Source organism: Pseudoalteromonas sp. CNAT2-18.1 (genome assembly GCF_022347865.1).
In the GTDB taxonomy this organism is placed as follows: Bacteria; Pseudomonadota; Gammaproteobacteria; order Enterobacterales; family Alteromonadaceae; genus Pseudoalteromonas; species Pseudoalteromonas ruthenica.
On the sequence record NZ_JAKRFR010000004.1, the window covers coordinates 109,883 to 125,321 of the forward strand.

Annotated in this window: 14 protein-coding genes; 7 read left to right on the plus strand and 7 right to left on the minus strand. The window is 46.6% G+C overall.

Annotated elements, in window-relative coordinates:
* Window positions 1-43 precede the first annotated feature (43 nt).
* From MHM94_RS09755 to MHM94_RS09770, 4 genes are all read left to right on the plus strand, one after another.
* Window positions 44-286 (plus strand): OadG family transporter subunit, encoded by a 243-nt coding sequence (locus MHM94_RS09755; RefSeq protein WP_235419842.1) that lies wholly within the window; start codon window positions 44-46, stop codon window positions 284-286.
* Between the two features lie 12 nt (window positions 287-298).
* Window positions 299-2,080 (plus strand): sodium-extruding oxaloacetate decarboxylase subunit alpha, encoded by a 1,782-nt coding sequence (gene oadA / locus MHM94_RS09760; RefSeq protein WP_235419843.1) that lies wholly within the window; start codon window positions 299-301, stop codon window positions 2,078-2,080.
* 8 nt (window positions 2,081-2,088) lie between these two features.
* Window positions 2,089-3,219, plus strand: coding sequence for a sodium ion-translocating decarboxylase subunit beta (locus tag MHM94_RS09765; protein WP_022946928.1), 1,131 nt, complete (start codon window positions 2,089-2,091; stop codon window positions 3,217-3,219).
* A 199-nt stretch (window positions 3,220-3,418) separates the two neighbouring features.
* Window positions 3,419-3,595, plus strand: a complete 177-nt coding sequence (locus MHM94_RS09770) for a hypothetical protein (protein WP_022946927.1) — start codon at window positions 3,419-3,421, stop codon at window positions 3,593-3,595.
* A 59-nt stretch (window positions 3,596-3,654) separates the two neighbouring features.
* On the opposite strand, the gene MHM94_RS09775 is transcribed toward MHM94_RS09770, so the two are convergent.
* The gene (locus tag MHM94_RS09775) at window positions 3,655-4,968 is read right to left on the minus strand and encodes a peptidoglycan DD-metalloendopeptidase family protein (protein ID WP_022944145.1); all 1,314 of its coding nucleotides are present in this window, start codon (window positions 4,966-4,968) and stop codon (window positions 3,655-3,657) included.
* A 153-nt stretch (window positions 4,969-5,121) separates the two neighbouring features.
* On the opposite strand from MHM94_RS09775, the gene tyrS reads away from it, so the two are divergent.
* Window positions 5,122-6,324, plus strand: coding sequence for a tyrosine--tRNA ligase (gene tyrS / locus MHM94_RS09780; protein WP_045978528.1), 1,203 nt, complete (start codon window positions 5,122-5,124; stop codon window positions 6,322-6,324).
* Between the two features lie 40 nt (window positions 6,325-6,364).
* Here tyrS and MHM94_RS09785 read toward each other — a convergent pair whose 3' ends face one another.
* The 4 genes from MHM94_RS09785 to folE2 all read right to left on the minus strand — a co-directional run bounded on the left by MHM94_RS09785 (window position 6,365) and on the right by folE2 (window position 9,695).
* Window positions 6,365-7,306: a cobalamin biosynthesis protein gene (locus MHM94_RS09785; RefSeq protein ID WP_235419844.1), complete on the minus strand. Its 942-nt coding sequence runs from the start codon at window positions 7,304-7,306 to the stop codon at window positions 6,365-6,367.
* Complete coding sequence (gene mtnN, locus MHM94_RS09790; RefSeq protein WP_235419845.1) at window positions 7,307-8,014, minus strand: 5'-methylthioadenosine/S-adenosylhomocysteine nucleosidase; 708 nt, start codon at window positions 8,012-8,014, stop codon at window positions 7,307-7,309.
* 71 nt (window positions 8,015-8,085) lie between these two features.
* Window positions 8,086-8,703 carry a DUF2726 domain-containing protein gene (locus MHM94_RS09795; RefSeq protein ID WP_022944141.1) on the minus strand — a complete coding sequence of 206 codons (618 nt, stop codon included), beginning with the start codon at window positions 8,701-8,703 and terminating at the stop codon, window positions 8,086-8,088.
* 68 nt (window positions 8,704-8,771) lie between these two features.
* On the minus strand, window positions 8,772-9,695 hold the full coding sequence (folE2, locus tag MHM94_RS09800; protein ID WP_151172349.1) for a GTP cyclohydrolase FolE2: 924 nt from the start codon (window positions 9,693-9,695) through the stop codon (window positions 8,772-8,774).
* A 237-nt stretch (window positions 9,696-9,932) separates the two neighbouring features.
* On the opposite strand from folE2, the gene MHM94_RS09805 reads away from it, so the two are divergent.
* The gene (locus MHM94_RS09805; protein ID WP_138507774.1) at window positions 9,933-11,723 is read left to right on the plus strand and encodes a hypothetical protein; all 1,791 of its coding nucleotides are present in this window, start codon (window positions 9,933-9,935) and stop codon (window positions 11,721-11,723) included.
* 42 nt (window positions 11,724-11,765) lie between these two features.
* The gene (gene arcB, locus MHM94_RS09810) at window positions 11,766-14,096 is read left to right on the plus strand and encodes an aerobic respiration two-component sensor histidine kinase ArcB (protein WP_235419846.1); all 2,331 of its coding nucleotides are present in this window, start codon (window positions 11,766-11,768) and stop codon (window positions 14,094-14,096) included.
* On the opposite strand, the gene arcA is transcribed toward arcB, so the two are convergent.
* Entirely contained in the window at window positions 14,097-14,819 is a 723-nt protein-coding gene (arcA, locus tag MHM94_RS09815; protein WP_022944137.1) for a two-component system response regulator ArcA, read from the minus strand.
* 107 nt (window positions 14,820-14,926) lie between these two features.
* Window positions 14,927-15,439 (minus strand): YfiR family protein, encoded by a 513-nt coding sequence (locus MHM94_RS09820; protein ID WP_235419847.1) that lies wholly within the window; start codon window positions 15,437-15,439, stop codon window positions 14,927-14,929.

Consider the following 15,439-nt stretch of genomic DNA (forward strand, 5'->3'; position numbering starts at 1 on the left):
TTAAATATCAATAAAAAGTAACTAGATTTGCACTGGGGTGAGCATGGATATTACAGCATTGTTAATTGAAGCCGCTTGGCTTATGGCGACTGGTATGGTGGTGGTCTTTGTATTTCTACTCATATTGATAGGCGCTTTACGTCTAATGTCATATATCTTTGCCGATACAGAACAAGCACAAGCCAATCAACAAGCTAGCGCCACTACCAAGCATCACAGTAAGCGCCCTTCAAAGGCGCATATTGCAGCTATTGCTGCGGCTGTGCATCAGTATAAGAAGCAATAATAAGGGTCAATTATGTCTAAGTTAAAGCTTACCGAATTAGTACTGCGAGACGCGCATCAATCTTTATTAGCAACACGCATGCGCTTAGAGGATATGCTCCCGATCGCTGATAAGCTTGATCAGGTTGGGTTTTGGTCAATGGAGTCATGGGGTGGGGCCACCTTTGACTCCTGTATCCGTTATTTAGGTGAAGACCCTTGGCATCGTATCCGCGCCTTGAAAGCGGCGATGCCTAATACTAAACAGCAAATGCTACTGCGTGGTCAGAACTTACTCGGTTATCGCCATTACAGTGACGATGTTGTGACTAAGTTTGTCGAGCGCGCTCACGCCAACGGCGTTGATGTGTTTCGTATCTTTGATGCGATGAATGATGTGCGTAATTTAGAGACGGCAATCAAAGCCGCTGTAAATATTGGCGCCCATGCGCAAGGCACTATCTCTTACACCGTTTCACCGGTCCACACGCTGGATATGTGGTTAGATCAGGCCAAGCGCCTAGAAGATATGGGTTGTCATTCTATTTGCATTAAAGATATGGCAGGGCTGTTAAAGCCCTATGATGCCGATAAATTGATCCGTGGCTTAAAGGAAACCGTGTCTTTACCCATTGCTATGCAATGCCATGCGACCACAGGACTAAGCACTGCAACCTACCAAAAGGCTATTGATGCCGGCATTGATATGCTTGATACGGCAGTTTCTAGTATGAGTCAAACCTATGGTCACAGCGCCACCGAGACCTTGGTTGCTATTGTCGAGGATACCCCGCGTGATACCGGTTTGGACCAAACGTTACTCGAGGAAATTGCGGCTTATTTTAGGGAAGTACGTAAGAAGTATGCGCAATTTGAAGGTAGCTTGAAAGGCGTTGATGGCCGCATCCTATTAGCGCAAGTGCCCGGTGGCATGCTTACAAATATGGAAAACCAGTTAAAAGAGCAAAACGCAGGCGATAAGTTAGACGAGGTACTCAAAGAAATCCCCAAAGTCCGCAAAGACTTAGGCTACTTACCTTTGGTCACCCCCACCTCACAAATTGTTGGCACTCAAGCCGTGTTGAATGTGCTTACCGGTGAGCGCTACAAATCTATTACTAAGGAAACCGCAGGCGTTCTTAAAGGTGAGTATGGAGCAACACCCGCACCGGTAGATAGCCAATTGCAACAGCGTGTTTTAGAAGGTGCAGAGGCAATTAGTTGCCGTCCTGCCGACCTCATTGAGCCTGAGCTAGACAAGCTGACGGAGGAACTAGATGCTCATGCGAAAGAGCAAAAGCTCGAGTTAGCAGACGAGGTAGTTGATGACGTTTTAACCTATGCACTATTCCCGCAAATCGGTTTAAAATTCTTAGCGAATCGAAATAACCCTGATGCTTTCGAGCCAGCGCCCAGCGCCGAGCAGGAGCAGCCAAAGGCTGTGACAAAGGCGGCACCGACAAAGCAAGGGCCAGAGCGTTATAGTATTAGTGTCGATGGTCAGGCCTATGATGTCGTCGTTGCCCCTGGTGGTGAGTTGGAGAGTGTGCGTGCTGTTGAGGGTGAAGGTGAAAACCCACCGCAGTCGGCTGCGATTAGTGGCGGGGAAACGCTGAATGCACCGCTAACGGGCAACGTTTTCAAGGTTTTAGTCAAACCTGGTCAGCACGTGAGTGAAGGTGATGTGGTTATGATCATGGAAGCGATGAAGATGGAAACTGAAGTGCGCGCATTGCACGGCGGTGAGGTCAGTGATGTGTTAGTGCGTGAAGGTGACTCCGTGAGCGCTGGCGATGCCTTAATTGCATTGGTTTAGGAGGGGGTATGGAAGGAGTATTAAATCTCTGGCATGCCACCGGTATTGCCAACTTTTCCGTCGCTCAACTGGTGATGATCTTAGTCGGTTGTGGGCTGTTATATTTGGCGATAGCGCGTAATTTTGAACCATTACTATTGGTGCCAATTGGCTTCGGGGCAATATTAACAAATATCCCCGTGGCTGGTATGGCAGACCCTGGTGGCATTCTGTATTACGTGTATTACATAGGCATTGACTCCGGCGTCTTTCCGCTGCTTATCTTTATGGGGGTGGGGGCACTTACCGACTTTAGCGCGTTGATCGCGAACCCGCGAATGCTACTTCTGGGCGCTGCGGCGCAATTTGGTATTTTTGCGACCTTGTTTGGTGCTATTGCTTTGAACTTTGTGCCGGGCTTTGAATTCACACTCAAAGATGCATCTGCTATCGCCATCATTGGCGGTGCCGATGGTCCGACTGCTATTTTCTTAGCCTCTAAATTAGCCCCGGACTTGCTCGGTGCTATCGCAGTGGCGGCGTATTCTTATATGGCATTAGTGCCCATTATCCAGCCACCCATCATGCGAGCATTAACCTCCGAGCAAGAGCGTAAAATTGAGATGCCGCAGTTACGAGCGGTTTCAAAAAAGGAAAAAATTATTTTTCCACTTATGGTTCTGGCGTTAACTGCGATGTTTTTACCGGCAGCAACGCCGTTGGTGGGAATGTTCTGTTTGGGCAACTTAATGCGTGAGTCAGGTGTTGTCGATAGGCTCAGTAGCACAGCGCAGAATGAGCTGATCAATATAACGACTATTTTCCTTGGCCTAGCAGTGGGCTCAAAGCTAGCTGCTGAGCAATTTCTGACGGTGGAAACCATTGGTATTCTAGCGTTAGGGGCTTTGGCATTTTCTATTGGCACGGCGTCAGGTGTATTCATGGCAAAAGGGCTGAATAGATTATCGTCATCACCCATTAACCCCTTAGTAGGGGCAGCAGGTGTATCTGCTGTGCCTATGGCTGCTCGCGTGGTCAATAAGGTTGGCTTGGAAAACAACCCACATAACTTTTTATTGATGCATGCCATGGGGCCAAACGTTGCTGGCGTCCTTGGTAGCGCTGTGGCTGCAGGTATTTTACTGGCTTTGGTGGGCTAACCTCTGCCGAGAAATTTATCTATTTAGGCACTTCCTAGCCATTTGCGCGTCCTATTCGAATTCGGTGGGGCGCGCTTTTTTATGGCTGAGGCCAGTTTCATAGTTTTGCGATTAAGTGTTATAAGTGCATGCTAGAGCATGAGCTGGGACTAACAAAGCAGTCCATGGCTAGCCATAACAGTCAAAATAGGGAGCGGCTATGAACGCTATTATCATCATCATTGTATTATTTGTTTCGCTGGCTATTTTGGTGCCGTTACTAGAGCGCTACCAACATCAGTTAGGGCTCAATAAAATGATGCGCTTTCGCAAGTATATCTTGCCACTCGTTGGCATAAGCTTAGTGGTGCAATTGCTTTATATGTTATTTAGGTAAGGACTTGTGATATAGCAGACATAAAAAAAGCACCCTAAGGTGCTTTTTTATGTCGATGATTAGTTCATCGCCAGCTGCATTTCTCGCTCTCTAACCAGCTGCGCAAGCAGTGTATCGGCTACTGGTTTGAACTTGGCTAATTCGCCAGCGGGAAGCGGCTCAGATTTTGGCAGTTCAACGGTACGAGGATTACGATGTACACCGTTTACAAGGAACTCATAGTGTAAGTGGGGGCCGGTAACGCGACCGGTGGCTCCGACAGTGCCAATAAGCTGACCTTGTTTCACTTTTTGGCCATTTTTTACTTTGCGTTTATTTAAGTGCAAGTACTTAGTTACATAGGTATTGCCGTGTTTAATGAACACATAATTACCATTAAAACGGCTGTAACCTGCTTTAATAACTTTGCCGTTACCGGCGGCTACCACGGGCGTACCTGTGCGCGCGGCGTAATCAATACCACGGTGTGGCTTCACCGTTTTAGTTACTGGATGGAGGCGACGCGGATTAAAGCTTGAACTGATGTATTTAAAATTAACTGGCGCTCGTAAGAAGGCTTTTTTCATGCTTCGACCTTCAGGCGTGTAGAAGTTACCATCAGTGTGGCGCACTGCGGCATAACGTTCGCCTTGGTTGATAAATTCAGCAGCGATGATTTTCCCTGTGCCAATATACTCGCCGTCAACGTGGTGTGTTTCATACAGCAAGCTAAACTGATCGCCTTTACGCAGATCGTTGGCAAAATCCACGTCCCAGCCAAAGATGGTGGCAAAGTTCATAATTTGCTTCTCACTTAGCCCTGCCGAGATACCGGCTGTCCATAGGCTGCCATTGACTGTACCAGACGCTGTTTTAGTGAGGGTTTCAATTTCTTTGGAGTCGATAGAGGTATCGTAGCGTCCCTCTTCGTTAAGCGTAACAAACAAGGTGTCGGTTTTGCTCAGTACATATTTGAGCTGCTGCAACTCACCCTTGTCGTTTTTTGCAAAACTTAACACTTCACCTGGGTGAATTTTGGTTAGTTTTTTCGTTTCTTCATTGGTATTAACCAATTTATACAAGGTTTGCGCGGAGAAGCCTGCACGTTTAAAAATCAGGGCAAGGTTGTCACCGTTACGTACTTGGTAATCGGTGTGCTCATAGGTTGGTAAAGTCTGAGCTTGCTCGGGGGAGTTCAAATCGGTGATTTGTTCGTCTTCCTCAAGCTTAACTTGAAGCTCGTAACGCTTACCCACTTCCAATGGCTTTGCGTCGTTATCCTTTGATGCTGTGGCTCTTTCCGTAGGTATCAACATCAGGGCAATAATCGTGACAAGAAAGCCCACAATGAGCAATTTGTGTTTTTTGGGGAGCTTGTGAACCACGTTTACCATAACCTACCTTTTTCTGTTGTTAAGGAAAACAAATCTAACCAAAGGCTGAGCATATACGTTATAAAGGGCAAATACCAGTATTTTGTGCATTTAAACCCGGCGCGAATTGCGCTAGAATCGCGCGGTTAGCACATTTTTTTATCGGAGAAATAAATGACAGACTTGCAGACAGCGCTGGCAGAAATTAAACGCGGTGCTGAGGAAATTTTACTTGAGGAAGAACTCGCTGAACGCCTTAAGTCAGGGAAAAAGCTACGAATTAAAGCTGGGTTTGATCCTACAGCACCAGATTTACATTTAGGTCATACGGTGCTTATTAATAAGCTAAAAACGTTTCAGGACCTTGGCCATGAAGTGATCTTTTTAATTGGCGACTTTACTGGAATGATAGGCGATCCAACGGGTAAAAACGTGACTCGTAAACCTTTGACCCGTGAAGATGTGTTAGCTAACGCCGAAACCTATAAAGAGCAAGTCTTTAAAATCCTCGATCCAGAAAAAACCACCATTGCATTTAACTCGCAATGGATGGAAAAGCTAGGCACCGCAGGAATGATAAAGTTAGCTGCTCGCCAAACCGTAGCACGCATGCTCGAGCGCGATGACTTTAAAAAACGTTATGCAAGTGGTCAATCCATCGCCATTCACGAGTTTTTGTATCCGTTAGTGCAGGGGTGGGATTCAGTCGCACTTGAGGCCGATGTTGAGCTTGGTGGCACCGATCAGCGTTTTAATCTGTTGATGGGCCGTGAACTGCAAAAAGACGAAGGGCAAAAGCCACAAACAGTGCTAATGATGCCGTTGCTTGAGGGCACTGATGGCGTGCAGAAAATGTCTAAGTCTCTGGGTAACTACATAGGAATTACTGACTCTGCTAACGATATGTTTGGCAAAATGATGTCTATCTCCGATGATCTTATGTGGCGTTACTATGAGTTGCTTAGTACCAAGTCACTTGAGCAAATTGCGGAGTTGAAGGAGCAAGTCAGCAACGGCGCGAATCCGCGTGATATCAAAATTGCCTTAGCGAAAGAGATCATTGCGCGTTTCCATGATGAGCAAGCGGCTGAGCAAGCTCACGCAGATTTTACCAAGCGTTTCTCTAAAAACGCGCTGCCTGATGATATTAACGAGCTAACCATTGAATGTGATGGCGATGAGATGATGATCACCGCCTTGCTTAAGGAAGCCCAGCTTGTGGCTAGCACTTCAGAAGCGATTCGCATGATTAAACAGGGTGCTGTGAAAATTAATGGCGAAACCAAGGTAACAGATAGCAAGCAAATGGTGGCTAAAGGCAGCACCGAAGTTTACCAGGTTGGTAAACGTCGCTTTGCAAAAGTGACTCTTGCCTAAGAATTGATACTACAGAAAAAGCCGCTTAAAGCGGCTTTTTTTACGCCCACGCTATGTGGCTAAGTGCTATAACCGCCAGCCAAAGCATGTTAACACCGTCAATATATTTCAATGTTGCTTTGATTGTTTTGTCATCAGGCAAATGATCCACACCAATACGCATGCGCTCAAAACGATGGCCTTGATAAAAGGCTGGCCCGCCAAGCTGTACTTGCAATAATGCACTGAAAACACTGAGAGTAAACCCGCTAACGCGGTGATAAAAGTGCCGGCCATATATCCGCAAGTAACGCCATAGTTTACGCTGTTGGGTCATCATCGCCAGCGGTAGCAAGTACATTACTAGGGCCGCTACACAGCAAAGAGTTAGTAACCATTTACTGGCGTAGAGATAAGGACTCGATGGCAAAGCATGCTTGCGCATGGCCGTGTGCAGAGTCCACGTTAAACTGTAGGCGAGGGCAGCTATGCCGCCAAATAAACAATACAGCAACAGTGGTGCAAAGTAGGTATGAAGCATGCGCAGCACCACACTCTCAATGCAAGCTTTGGCGACCCCCTGACTATTCAAACGCCCACAATCACGTACCACAATAGTTGCTAGTAGTGCCCGAGCGAGTGATTTACGTTGCTGCTTTAATGCCAAAGCAATACGCGTGCTTTTGCTGCGGATTGTGTGGGAGTCTAGGCTCAGGTAGAGCAAGAGCGCAGATAATGCCTCTGGGTAGTAAACTAAATGGGAGAACAGCGCGATTAATGTCAGCGGCAACAACACACACAGAGCCAGTGACAGTATGGCTATCAGTAGGTGGTAGCTAACACTATCTTGCGGATTGAAAGTGCGTTTAACTAAATTGTTGAAGCCCAGGCGCGCCAGGGTAAAAGGGTGATACCAAGGAGAGAGCGGCAGCCAACGCTCGCAAGCAATGGCTGCAAGTAATAACAGCAAACTAAGCTGAGCACTTAGCGCCTCAACCAGCATCTATAGGGTGACACCATCAAGTTTCGTTAGCATCGCCATCACCATAGCCGATGAATTCTTCGATGCGACTTCTAAGTATTCTTCGAATGAATGCGGCGACTCTTTGCCGGCGATATCAGACAGTGAGCGGATAACCACAAAGGCCGTATCAAGTAAGTAGCAGGCTTGAGCGATTGCGGCACCTTCCATTTCCACGGCAAGCATCGCTGGAAATTGTTTGCGTGTTACATCAATGCGTTCAGGATCACACATAAATGAATCGCCTGTACACACTAAGCCAACCAACGACTGACACTGTTGTAGCTGTGAAATTGATTGCTCGGCCACTTGTATCAATTGTGGGTGGGACTCATAAGCCGCTGGCATTTGTGGTACTTGGCCATACTCGTAACCAAATGCGGTAACATCGACGTCATGGTGGCGTAGCTCGCTGGCAATAGCTACATCACCCACTTCTAAACGCTGGTCAAAACCGCCCGCTGAACCTGTATTGATAACGCAATCAGGGTGAAAGTGGTCGATCAACAAGGTGGTTGCAACGGTGGCAGCGACTTTACCTATCCCTGATTGCACTATAGTCACAGTCTGAGTATTGAGTTGCCCATGGTAAAAAGTAAAACCACCGTGTTGGTGAGTTTCTACGTCGCTCATGCGTTCACGCAAAATCGCGATTTCTGGCTCCATGGCGCCAATAATACCTACTTTCATAGCATCTCTGATTAATTAGCAAAAACAGCCCTTAGTATATCAAAGGCTGTTTTAATATGGCATTGGCTTAATTAGATCTCTGCAAGTTGGGTCGATGTAGCGATAGCTGAGCCGCTAGTCTGCGCTTTGGCTTGCGAAGGCGAGAGCACTGCTGGGCGCGTTGGCGTGCGCGTCGGTTTGCGTTTTGTTGCTGTTTCTGGTTTGCCAATCTTAAATAAAATGGCGTTACGTACGTCTTCAACGCGGTAGCCACTTTTTACTTTCATACGAATATGAGGAATACCGGCGGTTTCTAGGGCACCGCTAACAAACCAATCGCGCTGTGCCTTGTGGCCGTCTTTATTGGCATTATTGACCAGATCCACGGCGGCGACTATGGTCATTTTCTGTTTATCTAACAATACATAGTCGAGTTGTTTATTCTTAGTTTTAGTCATGGCAATACGCCGTGATTTGCTAGAAAGTCCTGCCTTGCAATCAATGACATCTGCTAATTTGACTCGGCTGACGATCCGGTAGTTATCGCCAACCGCTCGCTCTAGAAGCGATAGAAAGGCGCTCTCAACCTGCGTATAGATCTCTTTTTTACGAACGAAAGGATAAGGGTTTTCGTTATTATCAGTGAACTTGGAAGCCACCACGGAAGCAACAACAACCAGCACCAATATAGATAAAAGCGCGAATTCCATTTTTTACTCCAAAACGAATTTTTGACACGCTTACATCAAAGCAATAAGCGTGCCTAAAATTGAATTGGTTAGGGTTGATAACCCTGGGGCAGGCCTTTGGTCGTGATAGCTACGGCGTCATGGGCGTGAAGCGATTCATAGTGGTTAATGCGAACCCAAAAATCGAGCACGTCTGCCCGCTCATCTAACGCTGCTTTCACCTTACGAGCGGCATCTTCACAAAACATCAAATTGGCGCCATTTAATCGTGCAAACTCTTGCTCGTCTTCTCGTTTCACGGCGGTTTGCACGGGGGTTTTTAGTGTTTGCTCAATTTCATCGATGATGGCGACGAAGTCAAATTCGCCAAGCTGTGCATCCAATAACACCTTGGTTTGTGCGACGGAACGTTGAGAGTGGGGGGTGGCGCTGATCCCCTCTGTTGTGCCCAGCCACTTTAGCACTTGTTCAAAGTTCAAGTTCTCGGCGTCAAAGTCGCGTTTAAAGTTTTCTTGAATCAATTGCCTTGCAAGGGCTGCTGAACAGGGGCAAGTAGACGAGTAGGTTACTTCAACACCGGCTTCAACACGCAGCTGCCCTTGATTTAACTGCATGTCTAAGGTGATGGGATAGAATTTCCAGCCGCTGTTATCGCTTAGCAACGCACTGCGGCGCAATGGAAGCTCAAAACTGAGGCTGAGTCGCGCTCTATCGCTAATATCGTCATGGGAGCTGATAAACGCATCAAGGGTTGTTTTGAGTTGCGCAGGAGTTACGCTGGGCTCATTAGAAAGTTGGTCCAGTGCCAAAAATAAGCGCGACATGTGAATGCCCTTGGCATGGGTGTCAATTAAGTTCACAAAGGCTTGTGCTTTGGCATTAATAACGGTTGCTGCCATGCCCTTTGTCGCAATTTTTAAAGGTATTTCAATGGCGCTCATACCCACCCAATCAAGCGTATGATGTACTGAAGACGCGCTGGTGTTGGCGATATCTGGCATTGGATGTGGCATAGCCTTCCTCATTATTAAAGCAACGAAAAGGCGACATTCTACCTGAAAATGCGCAAATGTGGAGCGGCTCAAAGTTGCAGGATAAAAAGCCAAAGAAGAGATATGTAAAGCAATGCTGGCAGCTAAGTGGCGACAACATGCTTCCTTTATTGTCCAGTAATTGTTAACATTGTGTGTTGCTGTTAAGACGCGCTATTTACACCCATAACTTGCAAAATAACAATAATGACCAGTCCGATGAAATCAATTCTAAAAAAAGCCGCCACTGTGGCGATGTTAAGTAGCTGTAGTGTTGCTGCGTTCGCCAAGCCTCAGCTGATGTTGTTTGCTGACGACCTGCAGGTGTGCTCCAGCGAAAGGCTGAGATATTGCAATTCTGAATCCCGCGAAAGCTTAAGTAAGGATACTTATAAACAACAGCCAATTTATCAAATTACAGAAGAAGGCCTAGGCCGTATTGCCGATATGGCCTGGACCGAGCAGCCCGATATTCGCGCCCAGGCAGTCGAGTTATTAAATGCGGCGAAAAAGCATTTTAATGATGAAGCATTCGGCCAACGTGAATTCGAACGTTATCTGCGCCGCAGTGATTTCACCCTTACTGGTAGCGATATATCAGCACGTGAATTTTGGTTTAACTTATTTGATTTCGAACAGCGTAACTTTTTTGATTTACTCGAGCAAAAACAAGCGAATGGTAAGCGTCGTCGCCAAGGCGAAGTTGATGTTCAGGGCACGCGTAATTGGGTAACCAAAGAGGCGTTTGCGCAGCTGCTTAGTGATGCGCAAAAGATTGCCGATGCCAAACGCAAACCGCGTGTTGCCTTTATCACCGGTGGCAGTCGAGACCCTTATCGCGATGTTGATTATTATCAGTCCTTATTTGAGCAGCTTGGCTTTGAAGCGCATTGGCTCGCTATCGATGGGGCTATGCAAACGGTAATGAGTGCTCAAGATACCAAGTTGTGCGATAGCTTGGCTGATTATCAGGTGTCGAAGTTAGCGAGCTTCCGCCGTGATGTGCTATACCCTGATCTTTATCAAAAGCAGCAAAAACTGTGTCGCGACCCAGAGAAGCTATATAACCTTCTGCGTAAATCTGACGCGGTGTTTATAGCCGATTCAAGCCCGCTATTGCTATATCATGCGTTTTATAAAAATGCTAACCAGCCCAGTGAGTTGCTAACAAAAATACAGGATATGGTGGCAAAAGGGCAATTAATGGTCGCCGCGCAGGGTGATGCAGTACATGCCTTGGTCGGTGGTAAAAACAATGCCACTGTACTCTCTGGTGATGGCGTGCAGGTGTTGACTGGGCGACCCACGGTTTACAGCAATGGTTTTGAAGCTTGTCGCTTGGGAGTGGACTGTATCTCAGTGGTAAACAGCCGTGAACTAAGCTATATGCAATCGGGCGTGCTTGGTTTGTTTAACTGGGGCACCTTGGATACTAAAGTAGCCAAGTATGGTAATCAGCCGCGTCTAATTAAAACCGGTATTGATAACAGCAGTAATTTAATTTTTGGTCTCGATAGTGACAGTTATGCCCGCATCAGCAGTGAAAGTGATGACGGCGAGTACATGCAGATGCAAGTATTTGGCGAGGGTGGGCTATGGCTTGGTGACTTACGCCAAAGCAATGACTCTATGGCTACAGCAATGCAGTTTGGCCCTTTTGACAGTTACTTCTTGACTCATGAAGACAAAATCATGCTGCGTAATGACATGATTAACGTTGAATTAGCGCCATGGAAGCAAGCCATCAATACCACAACCGCCGGACCATTAGTGAATTCGTCCACGCCATTTAGCCGCTCTAATTACCATAAGCTCGGACAAATGCAGTGCAACACCGGAGCTGCAACTGCCAGTGGTAGCACGGATATTGATTCACAGCGCTTTGAGTTAACCTTAAAAGCCAGTGGCGCCACGAACATGCGAAAAGGCGTACTCGCAAAAGGCGGCAAACGCATCGGCGTATGCTCGTTTGCAAGAATCTCAACGCAGATACTGCCAAAGGCACTCTAAGTTGATTACAATAAAGGGGTTTGTAGCAAAACCCCTGTTTTTATGTTTGACTCTTCCCTGAGCCCTTGGGTTCGTGTATTAACTAATCTCCTTGCCCGATTTGGGATCTGGTACGCAGCCGCTATTGTTTATGGTGTGTTTATCGTCGCGGCCTTGATCCTTGGCTCAATGTATTACTACGTTGCCACCGGTGAAGTGACCCTACTGGATGTACTCGCAGTGGTGTTCTTCACGGCCATTACCGCACCTGTGGTGATTATGGTGGTGCTGCAATCAGTGGCACAGCTGCAAGACTCGCAAAAGTTTTTGGAAACCGCCACGAAGCAAGAAAAGCTATTAAACCAGTCACTGAAAGACAATATTCGTCTGCTCAATACTGAGATAGATGAGCGTAAAATGGCGCTCAACGCTAAGCATCGGGCTATTGAAGAGTTGCGTCGTGAGATAGCAGAGCGCAAGAAAACGCAGCTAGAGCTAGCTCAACAAGGCATGCTATTGCGCTCAATTGTCGACTCGTCCCCTGACTTATTCTATTACCGCGACCAACAGGGAGTATTTGCCGGCTGCAACAAAATGTTTGAAAAGGTGATGAACCGCAGTTCAGGCGACTTAATTGGCAAAACTGCTGAAGATATTTACCCACCGCAGTTGCTACCTGAGGTGTTACGCACCGACCATCAAGTAGAAACGACGCATGAACCCATAACGCTAGACGTTCAGTACCCTGTGGATGGAGAACCCCATTGGTTTGAAATGCGCAAGCTACCCTTTATTAATGACGACGGCGAATATATTGGTCTACTTGCTTTCGGCCGTGATATCACGAGCCGTAAGGAAGCTGAACAAGCGCTCGAGACTGCTTACAAAGACAAAGGTAAATTCATTGCTACTTTGTCTCATGAGTTGCGCACTCCTTTAAATGGTATTGTTGGTCTCACTCGTATGCTGCTTGATACTGAATTAACGAAACAACAACGCAGTTGGTGCAATACGGTCTTCTCAAGCGCTGAAACCTTAGGCAACATCTTTAACGACATTATCGATTTAGACAAGATTGACAGAGAGCAACTTGATATTGTCACCGAACCGGTCGGTGTTACAGATTTTATAAATGATGTGGTGAATTTTGGCTCTCTCATTGCTGAGCAAAAGTCACTGTCTTTCGATGTATCCCGTGAAGGCGACTTGGACGTTTACGCCGAAATAGACCCAACGCGTTTGCGTCAAGTGCTCTGGAACCTCATCAACAACGCGGTGAAATTTACCAAACACGGTGGGGTGACCTTGGGCTGTCGTCGCCACGATACCGGCAAACAAGTGTGGCTTGAGTTAAGTGTTACAGATACAGGCATAGGTATTCCACAAGAGCAACTACGGCATATTTTCGATATGTATTACAAAGCCCCGGATGCCAGCGGCGCCAATGCCATAGGTTCGGGGATCGGCCTTGCGGTTACTAAAGCCCTAGTTAAAGCAATGGGTGGGGATATTCAGGTCAGCTCTATGGCGGGTGAAGGAAGTAGCTTTAAAGTACATATTCCTCTTAAGCTGACGCAAGCTCCGCAATTAGAAACATATGATTGTGCCAGCCTAAATATTCTTCTGGTCGAGGATGTTCCTTTGAATGCCGAAATTGCTACCAATTTACTTGAGCAGCGGGGGCACGAGGTCATTTGGGCTGAAACCGGTGAGGATGCACTGTCTTTTGTGCAAACAGAGGATGATCTCGATTTAGTGTTACTCGATATGCAATTGCCAGATATTAATGGTGATGTGGTGGCTCGTGAAATCCGCGCCGATGAGCACTTCGATAATCTACCTATAGTGGTGTTAACCGCAAACGTGCGCAGTGCTGAGGAAGAGCTACGGGGCATTAAAGTGCAAGGCTCACTCGCCAAGCCGATTAATACCAACAAACTCGATAAGATGCTAGCGACGCTCTTTGGTATTGGAAAAGACTGTGCACAGCAGGCAGCAGCCAAACAACTAGTCGATGCTGCATCGCCGCAAGCACTCGATGTGGATGAGATACACCTAGATAGAGAGATTATCTCTGAATTCTTGGATTCTATGGGGGCGAAAGCCTTTGCCCGCAGCGTTGACTTGTTTGCAAAGTTGGCACCTGGGTATCAGCAGCAAATGCAAGATAACCTTGTCAGTGATGTGGATGAGTACAAATCAGTCGCCCATAAATTGAAAGGAGCCGCAGGCTCAGTGGGGCTCAAAGCGGTGCAGTTGCAGGCCAAGGAAATGGAGAATAATTGTCAGCAGGTTGAACAAGGACAGCGCCAGCAATGGTTAACGCAGTTAGATGGGCAAATAAAAGAAGGGCTCAAGGCCCTTCAGTCATTCTTATCTCAGTTAGCTCAGTAATTACGAGTTGCTGTCGATTTTTCCGATAAAACGATAACCTTCACCATGGATGGTGCTGATCAGCTCAGGCGTGCTGGCGTCGCTTTCAAAGTGTTTACGGATACGACGAATAGTCACATCAACAGTACGGTCGTTAGCACGAAGCTCACGGCCAGTCATATGTTTAATCAGCTGCTCGCGGCTAAAGATACGACCTGGTGAGTCTAACATTAGACGTAATGCGCGATACTCACCCTTAGGTAAGCGCTTAGATTCACCCGCAGGAGACGTTAAACAACGGCTGTTTTCGTCTAATTCCCAACCGTTAAAGTTAAGCACACCATCAGACTCAAGTGCAGGGTCATCTTTGCTGGCTGCTGTGCGAGAAATAAGGTTGCGGGCACGAATAGTTAATTCGCGTGGGTTAAATGGCTTGGTGATGTAATCGTCCGCACCAATTTCAAGACCTAAAATACGATCGACATCGTTGTCACGGCCGGTCAAGAAAATCAAACCAACATTGCGTTTTTGACGCAATTCACGGGCGAGGATCAAGCCATTTTTACCTGGTAAGTTGATATCCATAACAACCAGGTTAATTTCATCATTGGTGGTGAGCTTATCATGCATATCATCACCATCAATGGCTTCAACTACAGTGTAGCCTTCCGCTTCAAATAAGCTAACGAGGTTCAGGCGGGTTACGTCTTCATCCTCTACGATCAGAATGACTGGCGTTTGCATTGTTAATTAACCTTTTCGGAATATTTTATTTACAGAAAAACCGGAAAAACGAGAATTCCGCGAATACTTGCGATTATAGGAGTATATCTAAATGTTAACAAGTAAAATCAATTTGGATAAAACTTAGATACTGTCATCAGCCTGGCTTGTACTTTAAAGCTTACTTGCTCGAGCTGCTCCCTGTTGATATACAGTCGAATCTTCTTACCTTCCTGAATTAAGGCAGCCACACCGCCTTGCTCAAGGAACTCGAAATTACTGCCAACGGTGAATGTTGTTAAAGGCCGAGTTTTGATCCAAGGCGACAGTATATCATTCTCTATTTTTCCATCAAAGTATGTGATGTCACATTGCCGAGAAAGTTCATCATTTTGTGAACTTTTACTGAGTTCGGTTATGGCAATTGGTTGTCCACGTATCAATAAGTTCTGTTGTTGCGCAAGAAATGCACCAGGCCCTTTGCTTAAGCTAGTAAAGCAATAGCGCACTGAATCAGACTGAACATGAGTAAAGTCGATAAACTTGGCTATTTGAAAAAGCAGCGCCGAGCGCACTTGATCGGGTGTTCCTGCTTGCGCAGATAGGCTGCACATCAAGGCGGCTAAACAGACTACACGCAT

Bases quoted from the DNA above. Each gene is read 5' to 3' on its own strand.
- MHM94_RS09755 (WP_235419842.1), top strand. From the start codon at position 44: ATGGATATTACAGCATTGTTAATTGAAGCCGCTTGGCTTATGGCGACT.
- oadA (WP_235419843.1), top strand. From the start codon at position 299: ATGTCTAAGTTAAAGCTTACCGAATTAGTACTGCGAGACGCGCATCAA.
- MHM94_RS09765 (WP_022946928.1), top strand. From the start codon at position 2,089: ATGGAAGGAGTATTAAATCTCTGGCATGCCACCGGTATTGCCAACTTT.
- MHM94_RS09770 (WP_022946927.1), top strand. From the start codon at position 3,419: ATGAACGCTATTATCATCATCATTGTATTATTTGTTTCGCTGGCTATT.
- MHM94_RS09775 (WP_022944145.1), bottom strand. From the start codon at position 4,968: ATGGTAAACGTGGTTCACAAGCTCCCCAAAAAACACAAATTGCTCATT.
- tyrS (WP_045978528.1), top strand. From the start codon at position 5,122: ATGACAGACTTGCAGACAGCGCTGGCAGAAATTAAACGCGGTGCTGAG.
- MHM94_RS09785 (WP_235419844.1), bottom strand. From the start codon at position 7,306: ATGCTGGTTGAGGCGCTAAGTGCTCAGCTTAGTTTGCTGTTATTACTT.
- mtnN (WP_235419845.1), bottom strand. From the start codon at position 8,014: ATGAAAGTAGGTATTATTGGCGCCATGGAGCCAGAAATCGCGATTTTG.
- MHM94_RS09795 (WP_022944141.1), bottom strand. From the start codon at position 8,703: ATGGAATTCGCGCTTTTATCTATATTGGTGCTGGTTGTTGTTGCTTCC.
- folE2 (WP_151172349.1), bottom strand. From the start codon at position 9,695: ATGCCACATCCAATGCCAGATATCGCCAACACCAGCGCGTCTTCAGTA.
- MHM94_RS09805 (WP_138507774.1), top strand. From the start codon at position 9,933: ATGAAATCAATTCTAAAAAAAGCCGCCACTGTGGCGATGTTAAGTAGC.
- arcB (WP_235419846.1), top strand. From the start codon at position 11,766: ATGTTTGACTCTTCCCTGAGCCCTTGGGTTCGTGTATTAACTAATCTC.
- arcA (WP_022944137.1), bottom strand. From the start codon at position 14,819: ATGCAAACGCCAGTCATTCTGATCGTAGAGGATGAAGACGTAACCCGC.
- MHM94_RS09820 (WP_235419847.1), bottom strand. From the start codon at position 15,439: ATGCGTGTAGTCTGTTTAGCCGCCTTGATGTGCAGCCTATCTGCGCAA.